We start from the raw sequence: 24,456 nt of genomic DNA on the forward strand, positions 1-24,456 counted from the left end.
TTCCAAAACCTGCGCTTTGCCTTAAATAATGTTTCTTAAGGACAATTCAAAAATAATCTTTTCCGCCTGGCAGGAGAAAGCGATAGAAACGTCGAGCTTCACCTCATCACCTGCGGCCACAATGGTATAGTCAACCTGCGGCGGCTCGCTGGCGGGCGCTGCGGCTACAGCACGTTCACGAACGGCTGCCAGTGTAGATTCCGCCTCCTCGCGTGATGGGAAAGTTTTCGCAACCTGCCAGACGCAATCCTCATTATCAATAATCGACCCAACATCGATGGCGCAACCTTTAGTACTGCATTTATCTACAACATCTTTCATCGTGGTAACCTCTTGAGTTTTGATCAGGATAAGAATCCGTCAGCAGAAAAGCAAACCATTAAAATTCGTATGGATTAGTCTTTGATCAGTATATGTCACTGGAAGAGTCAACTTCTTGCGCCATCGCATGGCGGTATTGTGATTGCACATCGATAAAACACCACAGCTCATGCATCGTATCAACCCGCACTCAACTGCGATCAATCGTGCACGCCATCACACTATCCTGCGTTGTGCCTCGTCTATCCCGTTTTACAGCGTTACCCTTGTCACAAAACAACGCCAATAAGGAGCCACCATGGCACTGCCAGTAATTATCGATTGCGATCCGGGTCATGATGACGCGATTGCTCTCGTTCTTGCCCTCGCCTCGCCGGAGCTTGATGTTAAAGCCGTCACCTCGTCCGCTGGAAACCAAACGCCGGACAAAACTCTGCGCAACGTGCTGCGGATGCTCACCCTGCTGAAACGCCAGGATATCCCGGTGGCCGGCGGCGCGCTCAAGCCGCTGATGCGCGAGCTGATTATCGCCGACAACGTACACGGCGAAAGCGGGCTGGATGGTCCGGCGCTGCCGGAACCCGATTTTGCCGCGCAAAGCTGTACTGCCGTTGAACTGATGGCAAAAACACTGCGTGAAAGCGCCGAGCCGGTGACAATCGTGGCAACCGGGCCGCAAACCAACGTCGCGCTGTTGCTCAACAGCCATCCTGAACTGCATAGCAAAATCGCCCGCATTGTTATTATGGGCGGCGCAATGGTGTTGGGTAACTGGCAACCGGCGGTCGAATTTAACATCTACGTCGACCCGGAAGCGGCGGAGATCGTTTTTCAGTCCGGTATCCCGGTGGTGATGGCCGGTCTGGACGTCACCCATAAAGCGCAAATTCACGCCGAAGATATCGAACGCTTCCGCCGTATTGGCAACCCGATTTCGACGATTGTCGCCGAACTACTCGATTTCTTCCTTGAGTACCATAAGGATGAAAAATGGGGCTTCGTCGGCGCGCCGCTGCACGATCCTTGCACCATTGCCTGGCTGCTGAAACCGGAGATGTTCACCACCATTGAACGCTGGGTCGGCGTGGAAACCCAGGGGAAATACACTCAAGGGATGACGGTGGTTGATTTCTACAACCTGACCGGGAAAGAGCCGAACGCCACGGTGATGCTCGACGTCGACCGTCAGGCGTTTGTTGACCTGCTGGCCGAGCGGCTGGCGTTTTACGCGTAACTCACGTCATAAACCCCGGCAGGCGCTACTGCCTGCCGGGAAATACGTCACTCATCTGGAGAGACGCGAACCACCACTTTACCGAAGTTCTCGCCCTTCAGCAGACCGATTAGCGCCTGCGGCGCGTTCTCCAGGCCTTCTACCACATGTTCGCGGTATTTGATTTTTCCTTCCTGCACCCAGCGCCCCATCTCCTGCTGGAACTCCGCAATGCGGTGGCCGTAATCCTGGCCGATAATAAAGCCCTGCATCCGAATGCGCTTTTTCAGGATTGTTGCCATCAGCAGCGGCAGACGATCCGGGCCGTCCGGCAGAGCGGTGGCGTTGTAGCCGCTGACCAGACCGCAAACCGGGACGCGGGCCGAGGTGTTTAACAGCGGCAGAACTTCATCGAACACTTTGCCACCGACGTTCTCATAATAGATATCGATTCCCTGCGGGCAGGCTTCGAGCAGCTTGACGGCAAAATCAGGCGCCCGGTGGTCGATACACACGTCGAACCCTAAGGTTTCGACCGCATAGCGGCATTTCTCGCTACCGCCAGCTATCCCCACCGTACGGCAACCTTTTAGCTTCGCGATTTGCCCGACCGTTGCGCCAACGGGCCCGGTTGCGGCGGCGACCACCAGCGTTTCGCCCGCTTTCGGCTGACCAATATCCAGCAGCCCCATATAGGCGGTAAAGCCCGGCATCCCCAGAATCCCCAGCGCCCAGGAGGGATGCTCAGGATTATCGCCTAACTTCACCAGCCCGCTACCGTCTGACAGTTCATAATCCTGCCAGCCGCCGTAGCTGAGCACCCAGTCTCCGGGCTGGAAATCGCCATGATTCGATGTCACGACGCGACTCACGGTACCGCCCACCATCACCGCGCCAATTGCTACCGGCGGCGAATAGGACGGGGCATCGCTCATACGCCCGCGCATATAAGGGTCTAATGATAAATAAACGGTTCGCAGAAGTAGCTGCCCCGGCCCAGGAGACGCGGCGTCGCCCTCTTCCAGGCGGAAGTTTTCCCCGGTCGGCTCGCCATGTGGACGAGACGCCAGTAGCCAGCGGCGATGACGTTGTGGATTAAAAACCATAACAAACTCCTCTTTTGACAAGTCTGTACTGAGGCTAGCTGCTTTCCCGGCAATACGCATTGACATTAAGAGGCAGATTGATTGAGTCGAATGACCAGATAAACGCAAGGTTGCGCAGATTCATTAATAAAGCGGCAATCGTTAGGCGGCCCAAGCTCAAGGCAGTCTCCCGCCTGCATCTCGTGACGCGTGTTGCCTTCGACAAACACCAGTTCGCCCTGCTGCAGCCAGATAAGCTGGCGAGCCAGCGCATAAGAGGCCGCAGGCATCGGCACATCGCTGCCTGCCGGGAGTTCTATCTGCACCAGATCGATGGGCAGGTCACTGCGCGGGGATACGTGGCGGCGCAGATAGTGGCTCTGTGGGTCGCGCCACACTGGCTGGTTCGCCAAACGCAACAGCTTTCCTTCCTTCATCTCCGCACGGGCGATCAGCGTTGACATGCTGATGCCAAATGCACCGGAGAGTCGCCCAAGCATTGACGCCGTGGGGCTGCTTTCACCGCGTTCGATCTTGTGGATCATCGCCCGTGACGCCCCCGCCCGCTCTGCCAGTTCACTCAGCGACCAGCCACGGGATTCCCGTTCGATACGGATGCGCGCGCTGATGCGCTGATTAAGGTTGTCTTCTAAAGTATTCATAACGTGACACTATAGTGTATGCGTCTGGCAGCAACAAGCGGTCGCAGCGAGCGGTATGACGCGACATAATAAAATATTATGACCAAAGCAGATGCAGCTTTTCGTACATTATTGTAATAATATCGTACTACTATAGTGTACAACCGTTGAGGTTTGCCATGACCATCCGCTATGCCAGCAAAGACGATTGCGCCGCAATCGCTGAAATCTACAACCATGCGGTCGTTCATACCGCCGCTATCTGGAACGACAAAACCGTCGATACCGACAACCGCATTGCCTGGTTTGAAGCCCGGCAGTTTGCCGGATATCCGGTGCTGGTCAGTGAAGAAAACGGCGTTATTACCGGCTACTCTTCCTTTGGCGACTGGCGCGCCTTCGACGGCTTTCGCCATACCGTCGAGCATTCCGTCTATGTTCACCCGGATCACCAGGGCAAAGGGTTGGGTCGCCGCCTGCTAGTTGCGTTAATCGCCGAGGCCAGGCGGTTGAATAAACACGTGATGGTTGCCGGTATCGAAGCGCAAAATGAGGCTTCTTTGCATCTGCATGAAACACTGGGGTTTGTCACCACCGGACACATGCCGCAGGTGGGCACGAAATTTGGTCGTTGGCTGGATCTGACGTTTATGCAATTACAGCTCGACGATCGTCGCGATCCGGACGGCAGCGCATGAACCAGACGCTGACCCTGGCCTGTTTAATTGCCGCAGGGGTTGGGCTGGTGCTGCAAAACACGCTGATGGTGCGCATTACCCAGTCCTCGTCCACTATTCTTATCGCGATGCTGCTTAACTCGCTGGTGGGTATTGTGATTTTCGTGACGATACTGATGCTACGCCACGGCGCGGCGGGGTTTCAGGAGCTGGCGGTTAGCGTGAAATGGTGGACGTTAATTCCCGGCCTGCTGGGGTCGTTCTTTGTTTTTGCCAGCATTAGCGGCTACCAGAACGTCGGAGCGGCGACCACGATTGCGGTGCTGATTGCCAGTCAACTGGTCGGCGGGCTGGTGATTGATCTGATCCGTGCGCACGACGTGCCGGTTCGCGCCCTGATTGGCCCGCTGTGCGGGGCGGTGATGCTGGTGATAGGTGCTTGGCTGGTAGCCAGACGCCAGTTTTAAGCGCTGATAGATAGCACCGTGCTCGCATTTTCGCCGGGTGGCGGCTAGCGCCTTACCCGGCCTACATAACTGGTGGCCAGGCACCAGTTTTAACAGCGATTTAATGAATTTCGCCGCCGCGGGTCAACTGCTCGCGGCGCGCTTCCTGCTCTTCATGCTGCTGACGACCATGATGAGCGATGGCGTTACGCAAGCGCTGCTGCTGGGCATAGCGCTCTTCGCGTCCCAGTTCAGCGTCATCGCTCAGCGCGATCAGCAGTTCATTCATATGGGTAATGACGCCTTCCGCAATCGTGGCATCCACGCGGGCGATCACTTCATCCAGATGTCGCATTCTTTTCTCCTTGCGGCTTAATTCAGTTTTACTTTGGAAAAATCGCTGCCCATCAGGCTCACGCTATAGCCGCTGACGTTGCTGCGCGTCGCGTAGAAGGTTTTCCCGGTCGCCAGGGTTATCCACGGGGCCTGCTGATAAAAAATCTCCTGCGCCTGACCATACAGCTTCGCGCGCTCCTGCGGGTCACTCACCAGGATAGCCTTTTTCACCAGCGCATCGTAGGATTTATCGCACCAGCGGGCGACGTTAGAGCCGGTTTTAATGTTGTCGCAGCTTAGCAAGGTTCCGGCGAAGTTATCCGGATCGCCGTTATCAGACATCCAGCCAAACAGCGCGCTGTCGTGCTCGCCTTTACGCATTCCGGCGAGATATTCACCCCATTCATAGGTGACAATTTTGGCTTTGATCCCAACCTTGCTCCAGTCGTTCTGGATCATTTCCGCGATACGCCGCGAATTAGGGTTATACGGGCGCTGTACCGGCATCGACCACAGGGTCACTTCCGCGCCCTTTTCCAGGCCAGCCTGCTTGAGCAGTTCTTTCGCCTTCTCAGGGTCATAGCCATAATCCGGTAGATCTCTCTTGTAGCCGAGCATATTGGCCGGAATCGGTGATTTCGCAACGCTACCGGAGTCCAGGAAGACCGCTTTAACAATCGCTTGTTTATCCGTCGCGTAGTTTAAAGCCTGACGCACCAGCACGTTATCAAACGGTTTTTTCTCGGTATTGAACGCCAGATAGCCGACGTTAAGCGCTTCAACCGAATGCAGGGCCAGGTCTTTATTACCTTTAATCACCGGGAACTGTACCGGCGACGGCGCAGGAATAATCTGGCATTCGTTGGTTTGCAGCTTCGCCAGACGCGTCTCGACGTTCGGGGTGATCGAGAAGATCAGATGTTTGGTCGGCACTTCACCATCCCAGTAATGCGGGTTAGCGATATAGCGAATCAGCGAGTCCACTTTATATTGTTGCAGCGCGTAAGGTCCCGTGCCGATAGGCCAGGTATCGACGTACTCCAGCGTGCCTTTTTTCAGCATTGCATCGCCGTATTCGGCGGAAAGAATCGACGCAAAATCCATCCCCCAATCGGCGAGGAACGCCGCATTCGGCTCGTTCAGAACGAACTGAACGTGATAGTCATCAATCTTTTTAACCTCTTTGATCAGCTTATCCAGCCCGACGTCGTGGAAATATTCATAATTTCCCTGTGAAACATTATGGTACGGGTGTTTATCGTCTTTTTGACGCAGCACCGAGAACAACACATCATCGGCGTTAAAATCGCGGGTCGGTTTGAAGTATTTGTTGCTGTTGAACTGCACGCCCTTGCGCAGGGTGAAGGTCCAGGTTTTGCCGTCCGGGGAGACGGTCCACTCGGTCGCCAGCGAAGGGATTGGCGTATTTTTTACCGGGTCAAAGTTGATCAGGCGGTTATAGAGCACCTGCGAACTGGCGACAAAAGACGGCCCTGAGCTGGCAATCTGCGGGTTGAAAGATTCCGGCGAGGCTTCGGAACAGTAGACCAGCGTATCGCTCCCCGCCGCCAATGCAGTACCGGCTGGCAGTAACGCGCTTAGCGCCAGCGCAAGCAGTGTTTTCCCTGTAGACATGGTTATAAGCCTTATGAATTTGTTATAAGTCCTCCAATAACAGCACAGGAATATTCCCCCGGCAAATAATCAATCGGTATCAGGTTATGCTGAAAACGTCGTTTTCGCCGATTAATTCAACACAAGCCTGTTTTTTCACCATTGGCATCATCAATAAATTGTGAAGTCTCCGAAAGGTTGGGAAAAAAGGGGGCGATTACCGCCCCGCTCGCCCCAGGACGCGGTGCAAACCGATACACTCGGCAAAATCGCTATACCAGGAGACGCTAACAATGACAATAACCTGCAATCTGTACACCAACGGCCAATGGCACGATGCCGAAGGTCATGCCACGTTTAGCCGCCATAGCCCGGTGACGGAAGAGATCGTTTCTGTCGCCAGTGCTGCAACGTTGACCGACGCTCGTCGCTGCGTGGAGGCCGCTGCCGCCGCTTTTCCACAATGGCGAGAAACGCCCCCCGTAGAGAGGCGTCGTCTTCTTCTGGAAGCCGCCGAGGAAATGCTGCGCCGTGAGGCTAAATTTATTGCCGCTATGGCGGCGGAAACCGGTGCTACCGCGCACTGGGCCGGGTTTAACGTCCATCTCGCCGCCGACATTCTACGCGAAGCCGCCGCGTTGACGACGCAGATCGAGGGGCAGGTTATCCCATCTAACGTACCGGGAAATCTGGCGATGGGGATCCGCCAGGGCGCGGGGGTTGTGCTCGGCATGGCACCGTGGAACGCGCCGTTAATCCTCGCGACCCGCGCTATCGCTACACCGTTGGCCTGCGGCAATACGGTTATCCTCAAAGGCGCAGAACTGTCGCCTGCCACGCAAGGGCTGATTATTGATGCGCTGGCAGCAGCAGGTTTTCCCGCTGGGGTCATCAACTATCTGACCTGTGCGCCCGCCGACGCACCTGAACTGGTGGAGTCGCTGATCGCGCATCCCGCCGTGCGCCGCGTTAACTTCACCGGTTCCACGCCGGTGGGGAGAATCATCGCCCGCACCTGCGGCGAACATCTGAAACCGGCGGTGCTTGAGCTTGGTGGCAAAGCCCCGCTGCTGGTGCTGGATGACGCCGACCTCGAACAAGCGGCGGCAGGCGCGATTTTTGGCGCGTTCGCCAATGCCGGGCAAATTTGCATGTCGACCGAGCGAATCATCATTGATAATGCCGTCGCAGATGAGTTTGTTTTGCTGCTGGCCAAACGAGCGGCAGCTCTCCCCGCCAGCCTTCTCGGGCCGGTAGTGGATATGAAAACCATCACCCGCTGCAATACGCTGATAGACGATGCGCTGGCGAAAGGCGCACGTCTGCTAACCGGCGGCAAAGCCAGTTCGACGCAAATGCGCCCCACACTGCTTGATGGGGTCACCCGGGAAATGCGCATCTGGCGTGAAGAGTCTTTCGGCCCGGTGAAAGCGATTATCCGGGTTGAAGATGAAACGCAAGCGCTGGCCGTTGCCAACGAAAGCGAATATGGCCTCTCGTCGGCGGTTTACAGCCGGGACAGCGCCCGGGCATGGAACCTGGCGCAAAACCTGCAAACCGGCATTTGCCACATCAACGGCCCTACCGTGCATGATGAAGCGCAAATGCCGTTCGGCGGCTGCAAATCTTCCGGGTATGGCCGCTTTGGCGGACGCGCGGGGATAGCCGAATTTACCGAACTGCGCTGGATAACGCTGCAAACCCGCCCGCGCGAACTGCCATTTTAAGCGTCACGACTTATTGGAGACCGCATCGTTAAGCTGACGTTCTGCCTCAGCGCTAAAGTAAAAATCGGCCAGCGTTTGGGCCAGCGCTGATGGATTTTCCCATGCCATTGAGTGCCCTGCCTGGGGCACAATAAACAGCGGGATTCCGACGGCTTTAACGTCAATGGCTTCCTGCGCGGGGAGAGAAAGTTCGCCGTAGACCAGGGCCTTACGGCAGGCTAAAGCGCTAAAGCGGGTAAACCAGGAAGGCGTAACACCTTTCACCAGGCTGCTTGCCCCGCGCCAGACGGCCCGGGGAGCGCTGTTTTGCAGGCAACCTGCCCAGGGTGATGTTTCAGCCGATAGCATGTCGCCGTAGCCCTGAGCAATAAAGCGCTCCTCAGTTTGTTCAGCAATGCGTCTGCTGTACATCCCTCCGCCGGGATACAGATTCGGCTCGGCCACCAGCAGCGCCATTACTCGCTCAGCAAGCAGTTCTGCCGCTTCAATCGCAATGCTGCCCCCCATGCTGTGTCCATATAAATAGCAGCGTGTAAGCGCTAAGTGTTCCAGTAGTTCGACCACCACCTTTGCCTGATCGCCGGTGCGATAGCCAAAAGAGGCCGGTTTATCGCTATAGCCATAACCGGGTAAATCAACAAGGAGCATCCGCCGACCTGCCAGCGCGGGATCGGCGGCAACGCGAGGATAATCATACGTAGAGGCGCAGCCCAGGCCGTGAATAAAAACAATAGGTTCGCCGCGACCGGGCAGATCGAGCCAGCGCACGGTGGCGCCAGCCTGAGAGGAAAAGAAACTGTTCATCGATGACCATCCGTTAGTTATCACTGTTTTTTTAAACAGCCATCATATAACGCGGGTTATCGATTTTTAAATCAGAACAACGAGACCAGCAGCGCCATCGGGAAGCTGAACGGCCAGGTCGCGCCGATCAACAACGCGGCAAGCAGACGTATCCAACGGCTCTCTTTGGTTAAGAACCAGCTTATCACGGCACAGATACATCCCATAACGGCATAAAAAACCAGCATTTTCTGGTATACGGTCATTTTTTCTTCTTCCTTCCCTGATAAGCATTTTCACTAAAGACAATGCTCTTTCGCACCCCAGCGTGCATCAGAGATGATGAAATCTTAAAACAAAGGCAAGCATAATTTTCAGAAAGTCGATCGATTCGGCTTTGTCCGATAGCGCAATCTTTGACCTCGTACTATACCTGTAGAGGCTTACTCAAAAAGGTGGCGTTATGGATGTTTCCAGCAAAACCGTCATTCTGATTAATGTCGGCGCAGCACTTGCGCTCATCAGCCTGTTGTCCGTTCGTTTTGGTTGGTTTTACTGATTTTACTCAGCGATGAAACCTAAAAAAGCAGCCTTCAAGGGCTGCTTTTTTACGATTTGAAAGCGCCCGCATCGGCAGCAGATCCGCTATTTTGTAAGGCAAGCACCTTCAGACTTTCAGGATTGTATGCCGGTAACAGATCGACTTTTTCACTATCCCACTCGGCAGCGATGCAGATAGCTTCCGGTACCCCCTGCTTTTCACATCCAATAATATGTTTAGCCGGGAAATTGCCGTAAAGAGTTGCCGTGGCGCAGACCACAAATAGAAAACATGCTATTTTTTTCAAAACAATATCAACTTCGAAGTAACAAATTGCGCGGAATGTTCGCATGAGCGGCTATGGAAAGTCAAACCCAGCCCCCCAGTCCTTCCTGAAGTCGTCGCTCCACATGAAATTAACAAACAAGTTACATTTATGCGTATTCAAAATACCAGAGATAAATAACAAGCACCGCTCACGTTATTTCTATAACCCCCAAAAACAACGATCGCACCCGATAATTAATAACACCAATATTAATGTGGTTTAATCTATAGAGTTATTGATAAATATAAATGCACATTAAACACAACATTGAAATTGCTACCTGAGAACGCAATACGGTTATCATGTCTCTCAGCCAGATGAGCGCTTCACATCCATCAGTATTCAAGATTAAAGCATTGATGAGACAATCTCACTATTAGCACGAAATGCGATTACTCCTGATTGTTCGCGAATTGAACCAAGATGAAAATTTCAAAAAATCAATTAATAAACATACAATTACCATCATCCACGTGAGTATTTTGCATGATTTTGTCATTTAAATGATAGGAAATATCATTTGCGTTATCTGGCATAAAACCATACATTCATAAACGAAAGTTATGCAATGCTTGTTTTTCACTCATTCAATTTTTTGAGGTGGTACATGTCGGGAATCGCCGTTCTTATTGTGGCGTTAATTTTACTGGTCGCTGCGATTTATAATCTCGTGTCTTACTTTCGCGATCGTAGGCAGTCGAGTTTACCGAGCAAAAAAACAAAACGTTAGCATGATAATTATTTTATAAAAATAAATTATGCCTTCGTGTTATTGATTATTGATGATACTCCGTCATTTATTCTTCTGGGTAAGATCGCTTTAACCTGGCAGCAACATTTGCCAAAATCACACCTGCACGCTGCTCTCAATCATTCGCAATAACCCATACAAAAAGCCCCTGCAAACAATGCAGGGGCTTGATAGTCGTTGCCATTCCCGACGGGTGTTATATCGCACTACCCGCCCGGGGTACATCCTGCACCCAGGGTGGTTAACAGACCCCATCCGGCGCTTATCTCCGGCACTCATGATGGCTTAGCTCTTGAAGGGGTTTGAGAATATTCTCATAAAAAAACCGCTCTGTTTTAACATTTGCTGCTATCGCAACTATTAGCAAGCTAATTTAGAAGCCGCGTAACTATATCGCATGTTCGTTCTATCCGTGTTTAATCATCACGTGTCTGACTACTGTGTAATCTTCCAGGCCATACATCGACATATCTTTGCCATAGCCGGAGAGTTTCTGTCCGCCGTGCGGCATCTCGCTGACCAGCATAAAATGAGTATTAACCCAGGTGCAGCCATACTGTAAACGCGCGCTGAGGCGATGCGCCCTGCCAACATCTTTAGTCCACACCGACGACGCCAGGCCATACTGCGAATCGTTAGCCCAGTTAAGCACCTGTTCTTCATCCTCAAACGACGTGACGCTCACCACCGGGCCAAAGACCTCGCGCTGCACGATCGCATCCTCCTGCTTAGCGCCCACCAATAGCGTGGGCTGATAGTAGTAGCCATGACCCGATGCTTTGCTGCCGCCGGTCACCACCTGAATATGCGGCAGCGCGCGAGCAGCATCGACGGCGGCGCTGACTCTTTCAAGATGCGCCTGTGAGCTTAGCGGCCCCAGTTCGGTTGTTTCATCATCCGGGGGCCCCATCTTCAGGCTGGCGACCGCAGCGCCCAGTCTTTCCACCAGTTGATCGTAAATCCCGGCCTGCGCGTAGAGACGACAGGCGGCGGTACAATCCTGCCCGGCGTTGTAGAAACCAAAGGTCCGCACGCCCTCCACCACCGCCTCAATATCCGCATCATCAAACACGATAACCGGCGCTTTGCCGCCCAGCTCCATGTGGGTACGTTTAATCGACGAGGCAGTATGGCCGATGATATGCGCCCCGGTGGCAATTGAACCAGTTAATGACACCATTCGTACTTTAGCGTGGGCCGTCAGCGGATCGCCGACGGTTGCCCCGCGACCAAAAAGCACGTTAAGTACCCCGGCGGGAAAAATATCTTTTACCAGTTCGCCCAACTTCAGCGCAGTTAACGGGGTAATTTCTGAAGGTTTGATCACCACGCAGTTGCCTGCCGCCAGCGCGGGCGCCAGCTTCCATGCCGCCATCATCAACGGATAGTTCCACGGTGCAATAGAGGCAACCACGCCCACCGGGTCCCGGCGGATCATGGAGGTATGTCCTTCAAGATATTCACCCGCCGCCATCCCCGGCAGGCAGCGGGCCGCCCCGGCAAAGAAGCGGAACACGTCGGCGACCGCCGGGAGTTCATCGTTCACCACGCAGTGTAACGGCTTACCGCAGTTTAACGACTCCAGCTCAGCCAGCGCCTGCGCATGTTCCGTGATGGTATCTGCCAGCTTGAGCAGATACTCAGCACGGGTTTTCGGTGTGGTCTGGCTCCAGTTGACAAACGCCTCATCGGCGGCTTCAACCGCGGCATCAACCTGCGCCGCCGTGGCTTCGGCAATCGACAAAATCTCTTCACCGGTGGCAGGATTAAACACCGGCACCATTTCGCCTTCCCCAGCCACTAACTTACCGTTAATTAAAAGGTTATGTTGCATAGTCGTATCCTGTATCGGTGTTTTATTTTCCGTTTTCAGCACTCATATCGCCGTCACGGGTGAGCCACCAGGCCCCCAAAATCGGTATCGTCGTCACCAGCATCACCAACAGCGCCACCACATTGGTCACAGGAACATCGCGCGGGCGACCAAGCTGATTGAGTAGCCAGAGCGGCAACGTGCGTTCATGTCCCGCAGTAAAGGTGGTGACGATAATTTCATCAAACGACAGGGCGAACGCCAGCATCCCGCCCGCCAGTAGCGCCGATCCCAGATTGGGCAACACGACGTAACGAAAGGTTTGCCAGCCCGTCGCGCCTAAATCCATTGATGCTTCCACCAGGCTCCACGAGGTCCGGCGAAAGCGGGCAATCACGTTGTTAAACACCACCACCACGCAGAAAGTCGCATGACCCACGACGATGGTCAGCAAACCCGGCTCAAGGTTGACCGCCTTAAACGCGGTGAGCAGCGCAAGCCCGGTAATAATACCGGGCAGCGCAATCGGCAACAGTAGCAGCAACGACACCGCGTTTTTGCCAAAGAAAGTGCTGCGCCATAATGCTCCTGCAGCCAGCGTGCCAAGTACCAACGCGATAGCCGTGGACAGCGCAGCTATTTTTAGTGACAACGTCACGGATTCAATAATATCGGCACGCCCTGCCGCTTCGCTAAACCAGCGCAGGGTCAGGCCCTGCGGCGGAAAGCTAAAGGCGGCATCTTCGGTATTAAACGCATAGAGGGCGATGATCAGTAGCGGGAAATGCAGGAATATCACCCCTCCCCAGGTTGCTACTTTCAGGAACAGCGGTGCGCGTTCAGAGTGCATCAAACGCTCCCAGACGTTTCACGAACGCCAGATAAAGGGCAATCAACACGATAGGCACCAGGGTAAAAGCAGCCGCCATCGGCATATTGCCAATCGCCCCCTGCTGGGAATAGACCATATTGCCGATAAAGAACCCCGGAGGCCCCACCAACTGCGGCACGATAAAATCGCCCAGCGTCAGCGAGAAGGTAAATATCGACCCTGCCGCAATGCCAGGGATCGCCAGCGGCAGCACCACGTAGCGGAAAGTCTGACGCGGACGCGCGCCAAGATCGGCGGAAGCCTGAAGCAGCGACGGCGGCAGTCGCTCCAGCGCAGCCTGCACCGGCAGGATCATAAACGGCAGCCAGATATAGACGAACACCAGAAAACGGCCCAGCCCCGAGGTTGAAAGCGTATTGCCTCCCACGGCCGGAATGGTCAGTACAAGGCTCAGCACGCTTTCCAGCCCGAGATGGCGCAAAAACCACTGCGCTACGCCATCTTTCGCCAACAGCAGCGTCCACGCATAGGCCTTGACGATATAGCTCGCCCACATCGGCAGCATCACGGCGATGTAAAAGAAGGCTTTCATTTTGCCGCGGGTATAGCGCGCCATGTACCACGCCATTGGCAGCGCCAGAATCGCGCTGGCAACCGTCACCGATAGCGCCATCACCAGCGTACGCACAATAATGTCGTAATTCGCCGGGTTAAACAGCGCCCGCAGATTGGCCAGCGTCAGGTCGCTGGTCACCGACATAGTAAAGTCATCAAAGGTGTAAAAGCTTTGCCATAACAGGGTCAGCAGCGAACCCAAATAGACAATGCCAAACCACATCAGCGGGCCAAGTAGCAACAGAAACAGGCCCAAAGAGGGTTTACGCCAAAATAATGCCGACAAGCGACCGGTTGAAGCAGGCGGAATCACCATGGTCATGTCAGCCTCCGCTTTCCAGAGGCACCATCGCTGCTCGCGACCACGAAGCCATTACCGTTTGCCCCACCGGCGGTGCGTTTAACGCGGCGTGACCATCAATATTTGCCTGGCTCACCAGCAGCTTTTCGCCATCGGTCAGCTTCAGTTCGACGCGCGTCGCCGCCCCCTGATACTGCACCGCCTGCACCACGCCCTGCGTCTGAATTTCCCCCGCCGCGTTCAGGTGAATGTGTTCCGGGCGCAGCGACCATGCCCCGGCCATCGCACACAGTTTTTGTGCACGTTCGCTGCTAAAGACGTTGGCGGTCCCGACAAATCCGGCAACAAACGCTGTTTTGGGCCGCAAATAGAGGTCCTGCGGCGCATCAACCTGTTCAATTCGCCCGTTATTAAACACCGCAACGCGATCGGACATCGACAGCGCCTCGCCCTGATCGTGGGTGACAAAAATAAAGGTGATGCCCAGCGCCTGTTGCAGTTTTTTCAGCTCAACCTGCATCTGTTCGCGCAGTTTTAAATCCAGCGCGCCGAGCGGTTCATCCAGCAGCAGGACGCGCGGCTGATTGACCAGCGCCCGGGCAATCGCCACCCGCTGGCGCTGACCGCCAGAAAGCTGAGAAGGTCTGCGTGCCTGGACAAAACCGAGTGCAACCTTTTCCAACGCCTCCTGCGCGCGAACATGCCGCTCCTTTTTGCCGATCCCTTTGACCATCAGCCCGTAGGCAACGTTGTCGAGCACCGACATATGGGGAAACAGCGCATAATCCTGAAAAACGGTATTCACATCGCGCTGCCACGGCGGTAGTTCGCTGGCCGGTTTGCCAAAAATACGGATCGCCCCGCCGGAAAGCTGTTCAAACCCGGCGATTAACCGCAGGCAGGTGGTTTTGCCGGAGCCGGACGGCCCCAGCATCGAGAAAAACTCACCGTCGCGAATGGCGATACTGACGCCATCCACCGCCCGCACGTCGCCATACAGGCGCGAGACATTATCAAACTCAACCGCGTACATGTTCTTCGCCTCCGGCGACTTAACGACCGCCCATAATCGCGATGTAATCCTGGGTCCAGCGGCTGTAAGGAACGAATTTTCCGCCTTCAGCGACCGGTGTTTTCCAGAACGCAATTTTGGCAAACTCATTGTAGCCATTGGTCTCGCAGCCTTTTTCCCCGAGCAACGGACTGGCTTTACAGCCCTGCGGGACGACCGGCAGCGAACCAAACCACGCAGCGACGTCGCCCTGAACTTTCGGCGTCAGCGACCAGTTCATCCACTTATAGGCACAAACCGGATGTTTGGCGTCGCTATGCAGCATGGTGGTATCCGCCCAGCCGGTGACGCCCTCTTTCGGGAAGACGGTGGCGATCGGCTGGCCTTCCGCCTTCAGACCGTTGGCCTGATAGGGCCAGGCGCTGGAAGCGACGACGCCTTCGTTTTTAAAATCGCTCATTTGTACGGTAGTGTCGTGCCAGTAACGGTGAATCAGCCCATGCTGATCGCGAAGGACCTTCAGCACCGCCTGATACTGCGCTTCGGTAAGCTGATAGGGGTCATCAATCCCTAATTGCGGCTGGGTCGCTTTGACGAACAACGCGGCATCGGCAATATAAATCGGCCCGTCATAGGCCTGCACGCGCCCCTGATTGGTTTTGCCGTCCGGCAGGTTTTGTTTTACAAATACCACGTCCCAGCTATCCGGCGGCGTCGGGAAGGTTTTGCTGTTGTACATCAGCAGATTGGGCCCCCACTGATACGGGGTACCGTATACCTTCCCGCCGACGTTAAACCACGCGCCTTTTTCAACGCGCGGGTCGAGGGTTTTCCAGTTGGCAATCAGCGCGGTGTTAATCGGTTGCACGCGCTTGCCCATAATCAAGCGCAGGGACGCATCGCCGGAAGCGGTCACCAGATCGTATCCGCCTTTAGCCATCAGGCTGACCATTTCATCGGAGGTGGCGGCGGTTTTCACATTCACCTGGCAGCCGGACTCTTTTTCAAACTGGGTTACCCAGTCGTAGCTTTTATCCGTCTGGCCGCGTTCGATATATCCCGGCCAGGCAATAATATCGAGACGCCCTTCTCCTTTATCCAGAGACGTCGGCGGCTCGGCGGCCTGCGCCGTCAGGAAGGCCATACCCAGCACACAAAGGCTGCCACGGGCAATTTTTTTGCTCATCGGGTCTTACTCCTGTCACAAGAAAATTAGCGGCAGCCGTGCCGTAAAAATATCTCCCTTAATAACAGTAGACGGCGCGCTTAGGCCCCCCCGGGGAAATTTATTCAGGTTGTGACAAAGGGCACATTACGCAACAATTAATTAACATGATATAACTTTGTGGATTATAGACAAGGAGTTAGCGGGGTAATACGACTATGCGAATTTCCTATGGTTAGTCGCGGTAAAATAATAACCAGCATAATGCCCGGCTTATTTTACGGGCCGGGATAATCGACTGGAAATAAACAAAAGTGACTTCAGTTGCTCCAGACGACTAACCAAGTGCGAACCTCTGGAATTGTCCGGCGGCGCTTCGCTTGCACGGGCCTACCGAAATATAAAGGTTTTGTAGGCCGTGTAAGGCGCTAGCCGCCACTCGGCAGAAATACGAGAACCATGGTTAAAACAGGTTTGTTATCCGCCTCAAGCTACTTCAGCATCTCGCGGATCAGTTCACCCAGCCGCTTCACACCCTGCTCCTCTCTTTCACCCCAGCCCCATGCGGTATTAAAACGGAAAAACGAGGTCCAGCTGGCGGTGGTGGAAAACATTTTTCCCGGGGCGATGCTGATGTTATACGCCAGCGCACGCGCGCTGAGTTCCCCGGCATCGGCCCCGGCGGGCAGTTCGAGCCAGAGAAAATAGCCGCTATCGCTGTGGTGGATTTTGACTTCGGCGGGAAGATGGCGAAGCAGCGCCTGCCAGGCCAGCTGTTTGCGCTCGGCAAGCTGTCGGCGCAACCGCCGTAAATGCGCGTCATAGCGCTTGGTCGAGAGATAATCCACCAGCGCCAGCTGCATCGGCGAACTGGTGGAGAGCGTGCTCATGAGCTGCAATTGCTGAATACGCCGGGCGTGTTTGCCCGCCGCCACCCAGCCGATGCGAAACCCGGGTACCAGACACTTAGAAAATGAGCTGCAATGCAGCGTCATGTCATCACGATCCCAGTACTTCGCCGGCAGCGGCTTCTCGCGGCCAAAATAGAGTTCACTGTAAACATCATCTTCAATCAGCACTACGTTATAGCGCGCCAACAAAGCGACCAACTGCGCTTTTTTCTCCGCGCTGAGCGTGAAGCCAAGCGGGTTCTGACCGTTGGTCATCAGCCAACAGGCCTTGACCGGATAGTTTTGTAACGCCTGCTCCAGCGCGGCAAGATCAATCCCCTCTTTCACATCGGTCGCCACCGACAGCGCCTTCAGGCGCAGCCGCTCCAGTGCCTGAAGCGCGCCGTAGAAACAGGGGTTTTCCACCACCACCCAATCACCCGGTTCCGTCACCGCCTGCAGGCTGAGATTCAACGCCTCCAGCGCCCCGGCGGTAATCACGATTTCGTCCGGAGAGATATTCATTCCCTGCAGCGCATAGCGGCGAGCAATGGCGTGACGCAGTTCATCGTTACCCGGCGGCAGGTTTTCAATCACGCTCATGGCGGTGGCGGTTTTGCTCACCTGCGCCAGCGAGCGGTTAAGCTGCGGCAAGGGGAACAGCCGTGGGTCGGGAAAGGCCGAGGCAAAAGGCAGCATCGACGCTCGTCTGCTGGCCTGTAGCACATCAAAAATGTAGGTGTTGATATCCACCGCTTCATCGCGCGTTACCTGCGCGGGCGGCTCCGGCTGACGCTGCTTGATCGGCTGCGGCGCAACATAATAGCCGGACTGCGGGCGGGCGATAATCCGTCCCTGACTTTCCAGCAGTTGATAGGCATGGCTGACGGTCATAAAGCTCATCCCGCTGCTCACCACCTGTTCGCGCAGCGACGGCAGCCTGTCGCCAGGTAGCCATACGCCAAGCGCAATCTGTTCGGTAAGCTGCTGCGCCAGCTGCTGGTACTTTTTCATCGTCGGGTCCGGTTTATCATTCTTGTAATCAATGATATATCAGATGATAAATAATGGCAGTTTATAAAAACTGTTATGGTGTGTAGTGAAACAACACATTCCCGGGGGCGGCGCTTGACGCGCCTTGCCCGGGCTACCAATCCGCAGATGGCGGTAAATCGATAGCCCGGCGAACCGGGAGATATCCATCCTTCGTTTTGCCAAAATTTCATAACAGAACCTAACTGTTATAGGGAAAAACAGCGTTTCTGTTCCTGCAACCTGGCCTGGGCGAAGCCTAGAATTGCGCTGAATCAATTTTGTTGCGGAGTTCTGCATGTTCGGTCTTGATGCATTCCACCTGGCGCGGATCCAGTTTGCCTTCACCGTGTCATTTCATATTATCTTTCCCGCCATCACCATCGGCCTGGCCAGCTACCTGGCGGTGCTGGAGGGGTTATGGTTAAAAACCAAAAATCCAACCTGGCGCTCGCTGTACCATTTCTGGTCGAAAATCTTCGCCGTTAACTTCGGGATGGGCGTGGTTTCCGGGCTGGTGATGGCCTACCAGTTCGGCACCAACTGGAGCGGATTTTCAGAGTTCGCCGGGAGCATAACCGGCCCGCTGCTGACTTACGAAGTGCTGACCGCCTTCTTTCTTGAAGCCGGGTTCCTCGGCGTGATGCTGTTCGGCTGGAACCGTGTCGGCCCTGGTCTGCACTTCTTCGCCACCTGTATGGTGGCGCTGGGGACGATTATCTCCACCTTCTGGATCCTCGCCTCCAATAGCTGGATGCAAACGCCGCAGGGGTTTGAAATCGTCAATGGCCAGGTTGTGCCGGTGGACTGGTTCGCGGTTATCTTTAATCCGTCGTTCCCTTACCGCCTGCTACATATGTCGGTGGCGGCCTTTCTCAGCAGCGCGCTGTTCGTCGGCGCGTCGGCAGCGTGGCATCTGCTACGCGGCAATAACACGCCCGCGGTGCGTGCTATGTTCTCTATGGCGCTGTGGATGACGCTGATTGTCGCCCCCATTCAGGCGATGATCGGCGATATGCACGGGCTGAACACGCTGAAACATCAACCCGCCAAAATTGCCGCGATTGAGGGCCATTGGGAGAATATTCCCGGAGAGCCGACCCCGCTACTGCTGTTCGGCTGGCCGGATATGCAGCAGGAACGCACTCGCTACGGTCTGGAAATTCCGGCTCTCGGTAGCCTGATCCTCACCCACAGTCTGGATAAACAGGTCCCCGCGCTGAAGGAGTTCGCCGCGGAAGACAGACCTAACTCCACCATTGTTTTCTGGTCATTCCGCCTGATGGCCGGGCTTGGCATGCTGATGATTCTGCTCGGCGCGCTGGCCCTGTGGCTGCGCTATCGCGGTCGTCTGTATCACTCAAAACCCTTTCTGCGCTTTGCGTTGTGGATGGGACCGTCGGGGCTCATCGCCATTCTGGCGGGTTGGGTCACCACCGAGGTGGGCCGTCAGCCGTGGGTAGTTTACGGCGTACAGCGCACCGCCGATGCCGTTTCCGCTCACGGCGATCTGCATATGTCCATCAGCTTGTTGACCTTTATCGTGGTTTACAGCTCGGTATTTGGCGTCGGCTATAGCTATATGCTGCGCCTGATTCGTAAAGGCCCGCAGGAAGCGCAACCGGCTACCTCAGGAACGCCAGCACGCCCGCTTTCCGCCGCGACAGACGGTGTACAGCAGAAGGAGTCCCACTAATGGGTATCGATTTATCGGTTATCTGGTTTGTCATTATCGTCTTTGCCACCCTGATGTACATCGTGATGGATGGCTTCGACCTGGGGATTGGCATTTTATTCAGCACCACACGGGATGCTGCAGACCGCGATGTGATGGTGAACAGCGTCGCACCGGTCTGGGACGGCAATGAAACCTGGCTAGTGCTCGGCGGCGCGGGGCTGTTTGGCGCTTTCCCGCTGGCTTACGCGGTAATTATTGACGCGCTGGCGATCCCACTCACCCTGATGCTGATCGGCCTTATCTTTCGCGGCGTCGCCTTTGAATTTCGCTTTAACGCGACGCCATCACACCGTCCGTTCTGGGACAGAGCCTTTATGGGAGGTTCACTTCTGGCAACCTTCACGCAGGGCATGGTGGTTGGCGCGGTGATCAACGGCTTCGCGGTCAGCGGCCGCAGCTTCAGCGGCGGGATGTTTGACTGGTTCACACCGTTTACTCTGTTCTGCGGTTTGGGTCTGTGCATCGCCTATGCGCTGCTGGGTGCCAGCTGGCTGGTGATGAAAAGCGAGAATTCGCTGCAACGAAAAATGCGCATTGCCGCACGCGGCCTACTACTGGCGCTATTGGTCATTATTGCGGCAATCAGCATCTGGACTCCGCTGGCGCAACCGGCTATAGCCCAACGCTGGTTCAGCTTGCCTAACCTTTTCTTCCTGCTGCCTGTACCGCTGCTGGTCGCCGCGATAAGCGCCTGGCTATGGCGAACACTGCGTAATAGCGCCAGCCATCTGCTGCCTTTTGTCCTGACGCTAGGACTGATTTTCCTCGGCTTTAGCGGTCTGGGAATTAGCATCTGGCCGTATATTATTCCGCCGGGCATCACCCTCTGGCAGGCCGCCGCGCCGCCGCAGAGCCAGGGCTTTATGCTGGTCGGGGCGCTGCTGATTCTGCCGGTGATCCTTGGCTATACCTTCTGGAGCTACTACGTTTTTCGCGGCAAAGTTCAACATGGCGAGGGGTACCACTGATGCAACGATTATGGCTTAAAAGAACATTGTGGATGATTGCCCTGTGGGGCGGCAGCGTGCTGGCACTGGCGGCGGTGAGCATGGGATTTCGATTGCTGATGACGGCGGCGGGATTAAGGGTTTGATACCGCCGCCCGACAGCAAGTCTGCCGGGCGGCGGCTAGCACCTTGCGCGGCCTACAAAACCTACAATATCATCATGTTACGAATTCCCCGTAGGCCCGGTAAGGCGTTAGCCGACACCGGGCAATTCCAGAGAGGCGCACTTTGTCTGCAATCTGAGCCCGCTATCAGGCACCCTTGCGCTTGGGCAGGGTTTTCAGCAGATCGTCGGGGCTGACGGAAGCGACAATACTGCCCGGCAGCGGCATTTTCAGGATATGGTTTTTCATCTTGCCAATGACGTGCATTTCACACGGGCGGCAATCGAACTTCAGCGTCAGCACTTCATCACCATGAATCAGCTGCATCGGCGTCGCTTTCCAGCTCTTAATCGAACCTTTGGCCTGTTTCGGGCACAGGTTGAAGGCAAAGCGCAGACAGTGCTTGGTAATCATCACCGGCACGTCGCCCTTCTCTTCATGCGCTTCATAGGCGGCATCAATCAGCTGTACGCCATAGCGCTGATAAAACTCACGGGCCTTATGGTTGTAGACGTTCGCCAGAAACGACAGATGCGTTTCAGGATAGGCCGGCGGCGGCACGCAAACCGGCTTACGGCTGCCTCGTACCACGGCCTTCAGGCGTGCATCATCCAGCATTTCTACCGTTTCACGACGCAGTTGATTAAGCAGACTGTTCGGCACAAACAGCGCCCCCGGCAAATTAACCTGCACAGCGCGCGAGTAGTAAATCGTCTGGCCTAGCTTTGCCACGCCGTCGCGCAGGTTCGCCAGCGCTTTCTCGGCCTGAGTTGCTTCAGAAAACTCGCCGTCAAGAGTGTGGGTAACGCTCACGCCCTCTTCGCTGGTCATGGTTAAGACCAGCTGTTCCTGCCAGCCGCTCAATTCTATATCCACCGCGATTCGACGTTCGCTGGAGGTTTTCAGCAACGCCTGCTGCCAGTTATGATCGAGGTTGCGGTTCAACGGCTGGTGCGGGCGCACTTTGTACATGTCGGCGGGCATTTCATTCGGCCATACGCGATAGCGGTTTTCGCCGGTTTTTTCTACCGTATTGGCGCGAAAACCGACGATTTCACGTTTGATCATCACATTCAGACCATCGCCGTTAGTCAGCGCCTCAGTCACGTCGACGTCGAGAAAATCTTTCCCCACTTTGAGCACTTCGCCCACCGGCAGGCCGATAAACTTCGGCGAGTCAAACGCGCCGATATCGTCTTTACGCGCGTTAACAAAATAGTCGGTACTGCCGCGATGGAAAGTTTTATCGGTCGACGGAATAAAGAAGTGTTCGGTGCGACCGGCGGAAGCGCGCGCCAGATCGCCGCGATCTTCAATAATCGCATCCAGCATCTGGCGATAATGCGCAGTGATGTTCTTCACGTAGCTCATATCTTTGTAGCGACCTTCAATCTTGAAGGAGCGCACGCCCGCATCGATCAGCGCCGCCAGATTGGCGGTCTGGTCGTTATCTTTCATCGACAGCAGATGCTTTTCGTAGGCCACGACGCGGCCCTGATCGTCTTTCAGGGTATACGGTAAGCGACAAGCCTGCGAGCAGTCGCCGCGGTTGGCGCTGCGCCCGGTTTGCGCATGGGAAATATTGCACTGGCCGGAATAAGCCACGCACAGCGCGCCGTGAATAAAGAATTCAATGGTCGCGTCGGTGTTATCGTAAATGGTCTTGATCTGCTGAAGATTCAGCTCGCGAGCGAGAACAATCTGGCTAAAACCAACGTCGGAGAGAAACTTTGCTTTCTCGACGCTGCGAATGTCGCACTGGGTACTGGCGTGCAGCTCGATCGGCGGGATATCCAGCTCCATCACCCCCATGTCCTGGACTATCAGCGCGTCCACGCCGGTTTCATACAGGTCGGTAATCAGGCGCTGCGCCGGTTCCAGCTCATCATCATGAAGAATGGTGTTCAACGTCACGAATATTTTCGCGCCGTAGCGATGAGCGAAAGGCACCAGACTGGCGATATCACTCAGGCTATTGCTGGCGTTGTGGCGCGCGCCAAAGCCCGGTCCGCCGATATAGACCGCGTCGGCACCGTGTAAAATCGCTTCACGAGCGATCGCGGTATCGCGGGCAGGACTGAGAAGTTCAAGATGATGGTTTTGCAGGCGCATACGCTCGTCGTTATCCATTATAGGGGGTCGAAATGGCGGCTATTGTAGTCAGAACTACGCGCAGACTAAAACATTTTCCGCCGCCGTCGCAGGGGGAATTTTCGGTTTTCAGCAAAGCATTGAAGGAAAAGGTATTTCCCAGAAAAAGCGCCGGAGGATACAGTTATCACGTATTCCGGATTTTCCTCGTCACGTTGTGATTTGCTGTCTCAGTCATTTGCCTGGCTGCGAGTTCGCTCGCGGCTTTTTTATTTTTCTTTCGGATAGTGGATCAGCGAATGGAAATGGGCAGTCTGCACGCTACTATTGCGATAAGCATGGGCTAAGTCACCGGCGAAACGCCGCCCCTCACCGGGCTGCAACGACAACCACTCGCCTTGCAAACAGAGATCCAGCACGCCGCTAATCACCACCACATGCTCGATAACCCCTTGCTCATGGGGCGTAGACTCACTCAGCGCGCCGGGGGCCAGGGTAATGGAGAAATGGTCAAATCGTAGCACCGGGTCCCAGGGAAATATTGGCGTCACCACCATCGCCTGCTGCTGCGGGTCAAATGCGGCCGGTGCGGCGGTATCATCGGCCACGATAAACGCGGAGAACGGCACGTTCAGGCCGGTGGCAATCTTCCACAACGTGGCGACCGTCGGGCTGGACTCGTTACGTTCAATCTGGCCCAGCATCGCTTTGGATACGCCGGTTTCTTCCGCTAGTCGCGACAGGCTCCAGCCGCGCTGTTGGCGCAACGCTTTTAGGGTCGCAGACAGATGTTGCGCAATATTCATTCAACCTCCCAATAATATCTGAGGGAATTATACGCATATTCACCTGATTCTACAGGGCGTTTAGCGGCAAGCGTTAGAACGTGCACTTAAGGTTAGGAGTCAGAATCATTAAACAAGAGTTTTCAAAAAACGCTTTCTGACTTCTCTGTAACCATTATTTTGGTAAAACTTATGCGCCTGTTCCCGCCGTTCGCTGCTGGAGAGTTCAATTTGGCGACAACCGCTGGCAATAGCAATCCGTTCAGCTTCAGCCAACAATATCCGGCCAACTCCCGCCCCCCGGCAGGATTCGTCAATCACCAGTGCTGAAATTAGTCCCCAGCGCCCTTTTTCATGCATTGGTTCAATAAGATTGACCACAATCACCCCGGATAATTGTTCCTCCACCAGGGCAACCAAGGTGTAGCGGTACGAGTTATCTTCACGCAATAAGTCGCGGAGATTGGCTAAATCTACCGGGTAGCCGAGCTGTTGAAAAAGCGCGAGCAGATCGGGAGCATCGGCCTCATTAGCAATTCTGGTCGTGACCATGATGGATGACTTCCTTTGTGATTGATTTACAGTGATATCTATTGAATTTCGTTCAG

Annotated in this window: 26 protein-coding genes; 9 read left to right on the plus strand and 17 right to left on the minus strand. The window is 55.0% G+C overall.

Features of this window, described 5'->3' with window-relative positions:
- Positions 1-21: 21 nt before the first annotated feature.
- Positions 22-321 (minus strand): DUF406 domain-containing protein, encoded by a 300-nt coding sequence (locus ACMYSL_RS15435; protein WP_110274828.1) that lies wholly within the window; start codon positions 319-321, stop codon positions 22-24.
- 298 nt (positions 322-619) lie between these two features.
- On the opposite strand from ACMYSL_RS15435, the gene rihA reads away from it, so the two are divergent.
- Positions 620-1,555: a pyrimidine-specific ribonucleoside hydrolase RihA gene (gene rihA, locus ACMYSL_RS15440; protein ID WP_182238460.1), complete on the plus strand. Its 936-nt coding sequence runs from the start codon at positions 620-622 to the stop codon at positions 1,553-1,555.
- 47 nt (positions 1,556-1,602) lie between these two features.
- Here the strand turns inward: rihA and ACMYSL_RS15445 are convergent, their stop codons facing one another.
- Together ACMYSL_RS15445 and ACMYSL_RS15450 are read right to left on the minus strand one after the other, a co-directional pair.
- A complete protein-coding gene (locus tag ACMYSL_RS15445) occupies positions 1,603-2,640 on the minus strand; it encodes an NADP-dependent oxidoreductase (RefSeq protein ID WP_304258857.1) in 1,038 nt (345 codons plus the stop codon).
- A 65-nt stretch (positions 2,641-2,705) separates the two neighbouring features.
- On the minus strand, positions 2,706-3,281 hold the full coding sequence (locus tag ACMYSL_RS15450; RefSeq protein ID WP_434658983.1) for a helix-turn-helix domain-containing protein: 576 nt from the start codon (positions 3,279-3,281) through the stop codon (positions 2,706-2,708).
- A gap of 158 nt (positions 3,282-3,439) precedes the next feature.
- Here ACMYSL_RS15450 and ACMYSL_RS15455 point away from each other — a divergent pair, with 158 nt between their 5' ends.
- Both ACMYSL_RS15455 and ACMYSL_RS15460 read left to right on the plus strand, forming a co-directional pair.
- The gene (locus ACMYSL_RS15455; RefSeq protein WP_304258853.1) at positions 3,440-3,958 is read left to right on the plus strand and encodes a GNAT family N-acetyltransferase; all 519 of its coding nucleotides are present in this window, start codon (positions 3,440-3,442) and stop codon (positions 3,956-3,958) included.
- Complete coding sequence (locus ACMYSL_RS15460) at positions 3,955-4,404, plus strand: DMT family transporter (RefSeq protein ID WP_181482345.1); 450 nt, start codon at positions 3,955-3,957, stop codon at positions 4,402-4,404. Before ACMYSL_RS15455 ends, ACMYSL_RS15460 begins: the two co-directional genes overlap by 4 nt.
- Positions 4,405-4,504: 100 nt before the next feature.
- Here ACMYSL_RS15460 and ACMYSL_RS15465 read toward each other — a convergent pair whose 3' ends face one another.
- On the minus strand, positions 4,505-4,738 hold the full coding sequence (locus ACMYSL_RS15465; RefSeq protein ID WP_182238450.1) for a DUF2526 family protein: 234 nt from the start codon (positions 4,736-4,738) through the stop codon (positions 4,505-4,507).
- Positions 4,739-4,755: 17 nt separating this feature from the next.
- Positions 4,756-6,354: an ABC transporter substrate-binding protein gene (locus tag ACMYSL_RS15470; protein WP_434658984.1), complete on the minus strand. Its 1,599-nt coding sequence runs from the start codon at positions 6,352-6,354 to the stop codon at positions 4,756-4,758.
- A 272-nt stretch (positions 6,355-6,626) separates the two neighbouring features.
- Between ACMYSL_RS15470 and ACMYSL_RS15475 the strand changes: the two genes are divergently transcribed.
- The gene (locus tag ACMYSL_RS15475) at positions 6,627-8,060 is read left to right on the plus strand and encodes an aldehyde dehydrogenase (protein WP_434658985.1); all 1,434 of its coding nucleotides are present in this window, start codon (positions 6,627-6,629) and stop codon (positions 8,058-8,060) included.
- A gap of 3 nt (positions 8,061-8,063) precedes the next feature.
- Here ACMYSL_RS15475 and ACMYSL_RS15480 read toward each other — a convergent pair whose 3' ends face one another.
- Positions 8,064-8,864 (minus strand): alpha/beta fold hydrolase, encoded by an 801-nt coding sequence (locus ACMYSL_RS15480; RefSeq protein WP_434658986.1) that lies wholly within the window; start codon positions 8,862-8,864, stop codon positions 8,064-8,066.
- Positions 8,865-8,935: 71 nt separating this feature from the next.
- Positions 8,936-9,109: a GhoT/OrtT family toxin gene (locus ACMYSL_RS15485; RefSeq protein WP_110274759.1), complete on the minus strand. Its 174-nt coding sequence runs from the start codon at positions 9,107-9,109 to the stop codon at positions 8,936-8,938.
- Between the two features lie 197 nt (positions 9,110-9,306).
- Here ACMYSL_RS15485 and yncL point away from each other — a divergent pair, with 197 nt between their 5' ends.
- Positions 9,307-9,402 carry a stress response membrane protein YncL gene (gene yncL, locus ACMYSL_RS15490; protein WP_110274760.1) on the plus strand — a complete coding sequence of 32 codons (96 nt, stop codon included), beginning with the start codon at positions 9,307-9,309 and terminating at the stop codon, positions 9,400-9,402.
- A gap of 49 nt (positions 9,403-9,451) precedes the next feature.
- Here yncL and ACMYSL_RS15495 read toward each other — a convergent pair whose 3' ends face one another.
- Complete coding sequence (locus ACMYSL_RS15495) at positions 9,452-9,736, minus strand: hypothetical protein (RefSeq protein WP_112216855.1); 285 nt, start codon at positions 9,734-9,736, stop codon at positions 9,452-9,454.
- 583 nt (positions 9,737-10,319) lie between these two features.
- Here ACMYSL_RS15495 and ACMYSL_RS15500 point away from each other — a divergent pair.
- Positions 10,320-10,442, plus strand: coding sequence for a small membrane protein (locus tag ACMYSL_RS15500; protein WP_142513663.1), 123 nt, complete (start codon positions 10,320-10,322; stop codon positions 10,440-10,442).
- Between the two features lie 427 nt (positions 10,443-10,869).
- Here the strand turns inward: ACMYSL_RS15500 and patD are convergent, their stop codons facing one another.
- The 6 genes from patD to ACMYSL_RS15530 all read right to left on the minus strand — a co-directional run bounded on the left by patD (position 10,870) and on the right by ACMYSL_RS15530 (position 18,105).
- Complete coding sequence (patD, locus tag ACMYSL_RS15505; protein ID WP_434658987.1) at positions 10,870-12,297, minus strand: aminobutyraldehyde dehydrogenase; 1,428 nt, start codon at positions 12,295-12,297, stop codon at positions 10,870-10,872.
- Between the two features lie 22 nt (positions 12,298-12,319).
- Positions 12,320-13,126, minus strand: coding sequence for an ABC transporter permease (locus tag ACMYSL_RS15510; protein WP_434658988.1), 807 nt, complete (start codon positions 13,124-13,126; stop codon positions 12,320-12,322).
- Positions 13,116-14,045 (minus strand): ABC transporter permease, encoded by a 930-nt coding sequence (locus tag ACMYSL_RS15515; protein ID WP_434658989.1) that lies wholly within the window; start codon positions 14,043-14,045, stop codon positions 13,116-13,118. The genes ACMYSL_RS15510 and ACMYSL_RS15515 overlap by 11 nt, the downstream gene beginning before the upstream one ends.
- A 1-nt stretch (position 14,046) precedes the next feature.
- Positions 14,047-15,057 (minus strand): ABC transporter ATP-binding protein, encoded by a 1,011-nt coding sequence (locus tag ACMYSL_RS15520; RefSeq protein WP_434658990.1) that lies wholly within the window; start codon positions 15,055-15,057, stop codon positions 14,047-14,049.
- A gap of 19 nt (positions 15,058-15,076) precedes the next feature.
- A complete protein-coding gene (gene ydcS / locus ACMYSL_RS15525) occupies positions 15,077-16,222 on the minus strand; it encodes a putative ABC transporter substrate-binding protein YdcS (protein ID WP_434658991.1) in 1,146 nt (381 codons plus the stop codon).
- A gap of 470 nt (positions 16,223-16,692) precedes the next feature.
- Positions 16,693-18,105: a PLP-dependent aminotransferase family protein gene (locus tag ACMYSL_RS15530; protein WP_182240748.1), complete on the minus strand. Its 1,413-nt coding sequence runs from the start codon at positions 18,103-18,105 to the stop codon at positions 16,693-16,695.
- A gap of 316 nt (positions 18,106-18,421) precedes the next feature.
- On the opposite strand from ACMYSL_RS15530, the gene ACMYSL_RS15535 reads away from it, so the two are divergent.
- The 3 genes from ACMYSL_RS15535 to ACMYSL_RS15545 are packed head-to-tail and all read left to right on the plus strand — an operon-like array spanning position 18,422 to position 20,954.
- A complete protein-coding gene (locus ACMYSL_RS15535; protein WP_182238431.1) occupies positions 18,422-19,819 on the plus strand; it encodes a cytochrome ubiquinol oxidase subunit I in 1,398 nt (465 codons plus the stop codon).
- A complete protein-coding gene (gene cydB / locus ACMYSL_RS15540) occupies positions 19,819-20,829 on the plus strand; it encodes a cytochrome d ubiquinol oxidase subunit II (protein ID WP_434658992.1) in 1,011 nt (336 codons plus the stop codon). The genes ACMYSL_RS15535 and cydB overlap by 1 nt, the downstream gene beginning before the upstream one ends.
- On the plus strand, positions 20,829-20,954 hold the full coding sequence (locus tag ACMYSL_RS15545; RefSeq protein ID WP_182238427.1) for a DUF2474 domain-containing protein: 126 nt from the start codon (positions 20,829-20,831) through the stop codon (positions 20,952-20,954). Before cydB ends, ACMYSL_RS15545 begins: the two co-directional genes overlap by 1 nt.
- 165 nt (positions 20,955-21,119) lie before the next feature.
- Here ACMYSL_RS15545 and ACMYSL_RS15550 read toward each other — a convergent pair whose 3' ends face one another.
- The 3 genes from ACMYSL_RS15550 to ACMYSL_RS15560 all read right to left on the minus strand — a co-directional run bounded on the left by ACMYSL_RS15550 (position 21,120) and on the right by ACMYSL_RS15560 (position 24,400).
- The gene (locus tag ACMYSL_RS15550) at positions 21,120-23,084 is read right to left on the minus strand and encodes a peptidase U32 family protein (protein WP_434664107.1); all 1,965 of its coding nucleotides are present in this window, start codon (positions 23,082-23,084) and stop codon (positions 21,120-21,122) included.
- A 248-nt stretch (positions 23,085-23,332) separates the two neighbouring features.
- Positions 23,333-23,869: a helix-turn-helix domain-containing protein gene (locus ACMYSL_RS15555; protein WP_181482361.1), complete on the minus strand. Its 537-nt coding sequence runs from the start codon at positions 23,867-23,869 to the stop codon at positions 23,333-23,335.
- Between the two features lie 108 nt (positions 23,870-23,977).
- Positions 23,978-24,400 carry a GNAT family N-acetyltransferase gene (locus ACMYSL_RS15560; protein ID WP_434664109.1) on the minus strand — a complete coding sequence of 141 codons (423 nt, stop codon included), beginning with the start codon at positions 24,398-24,400 and terminating at the stop codon, positions 23,978-23,980.
- Between the last annotated feature and the right edge of the window lie 56 nt (positions 24,401-24,456).

The organism is Klebsiella sp. MISC125 (assembly GCF_051131775.1).
Lineage (GTDB): Bacteria > Pseudomonadota > Gammaproteobacteria > Enterobacterales > Enterobacteriaceae > Klebsiella.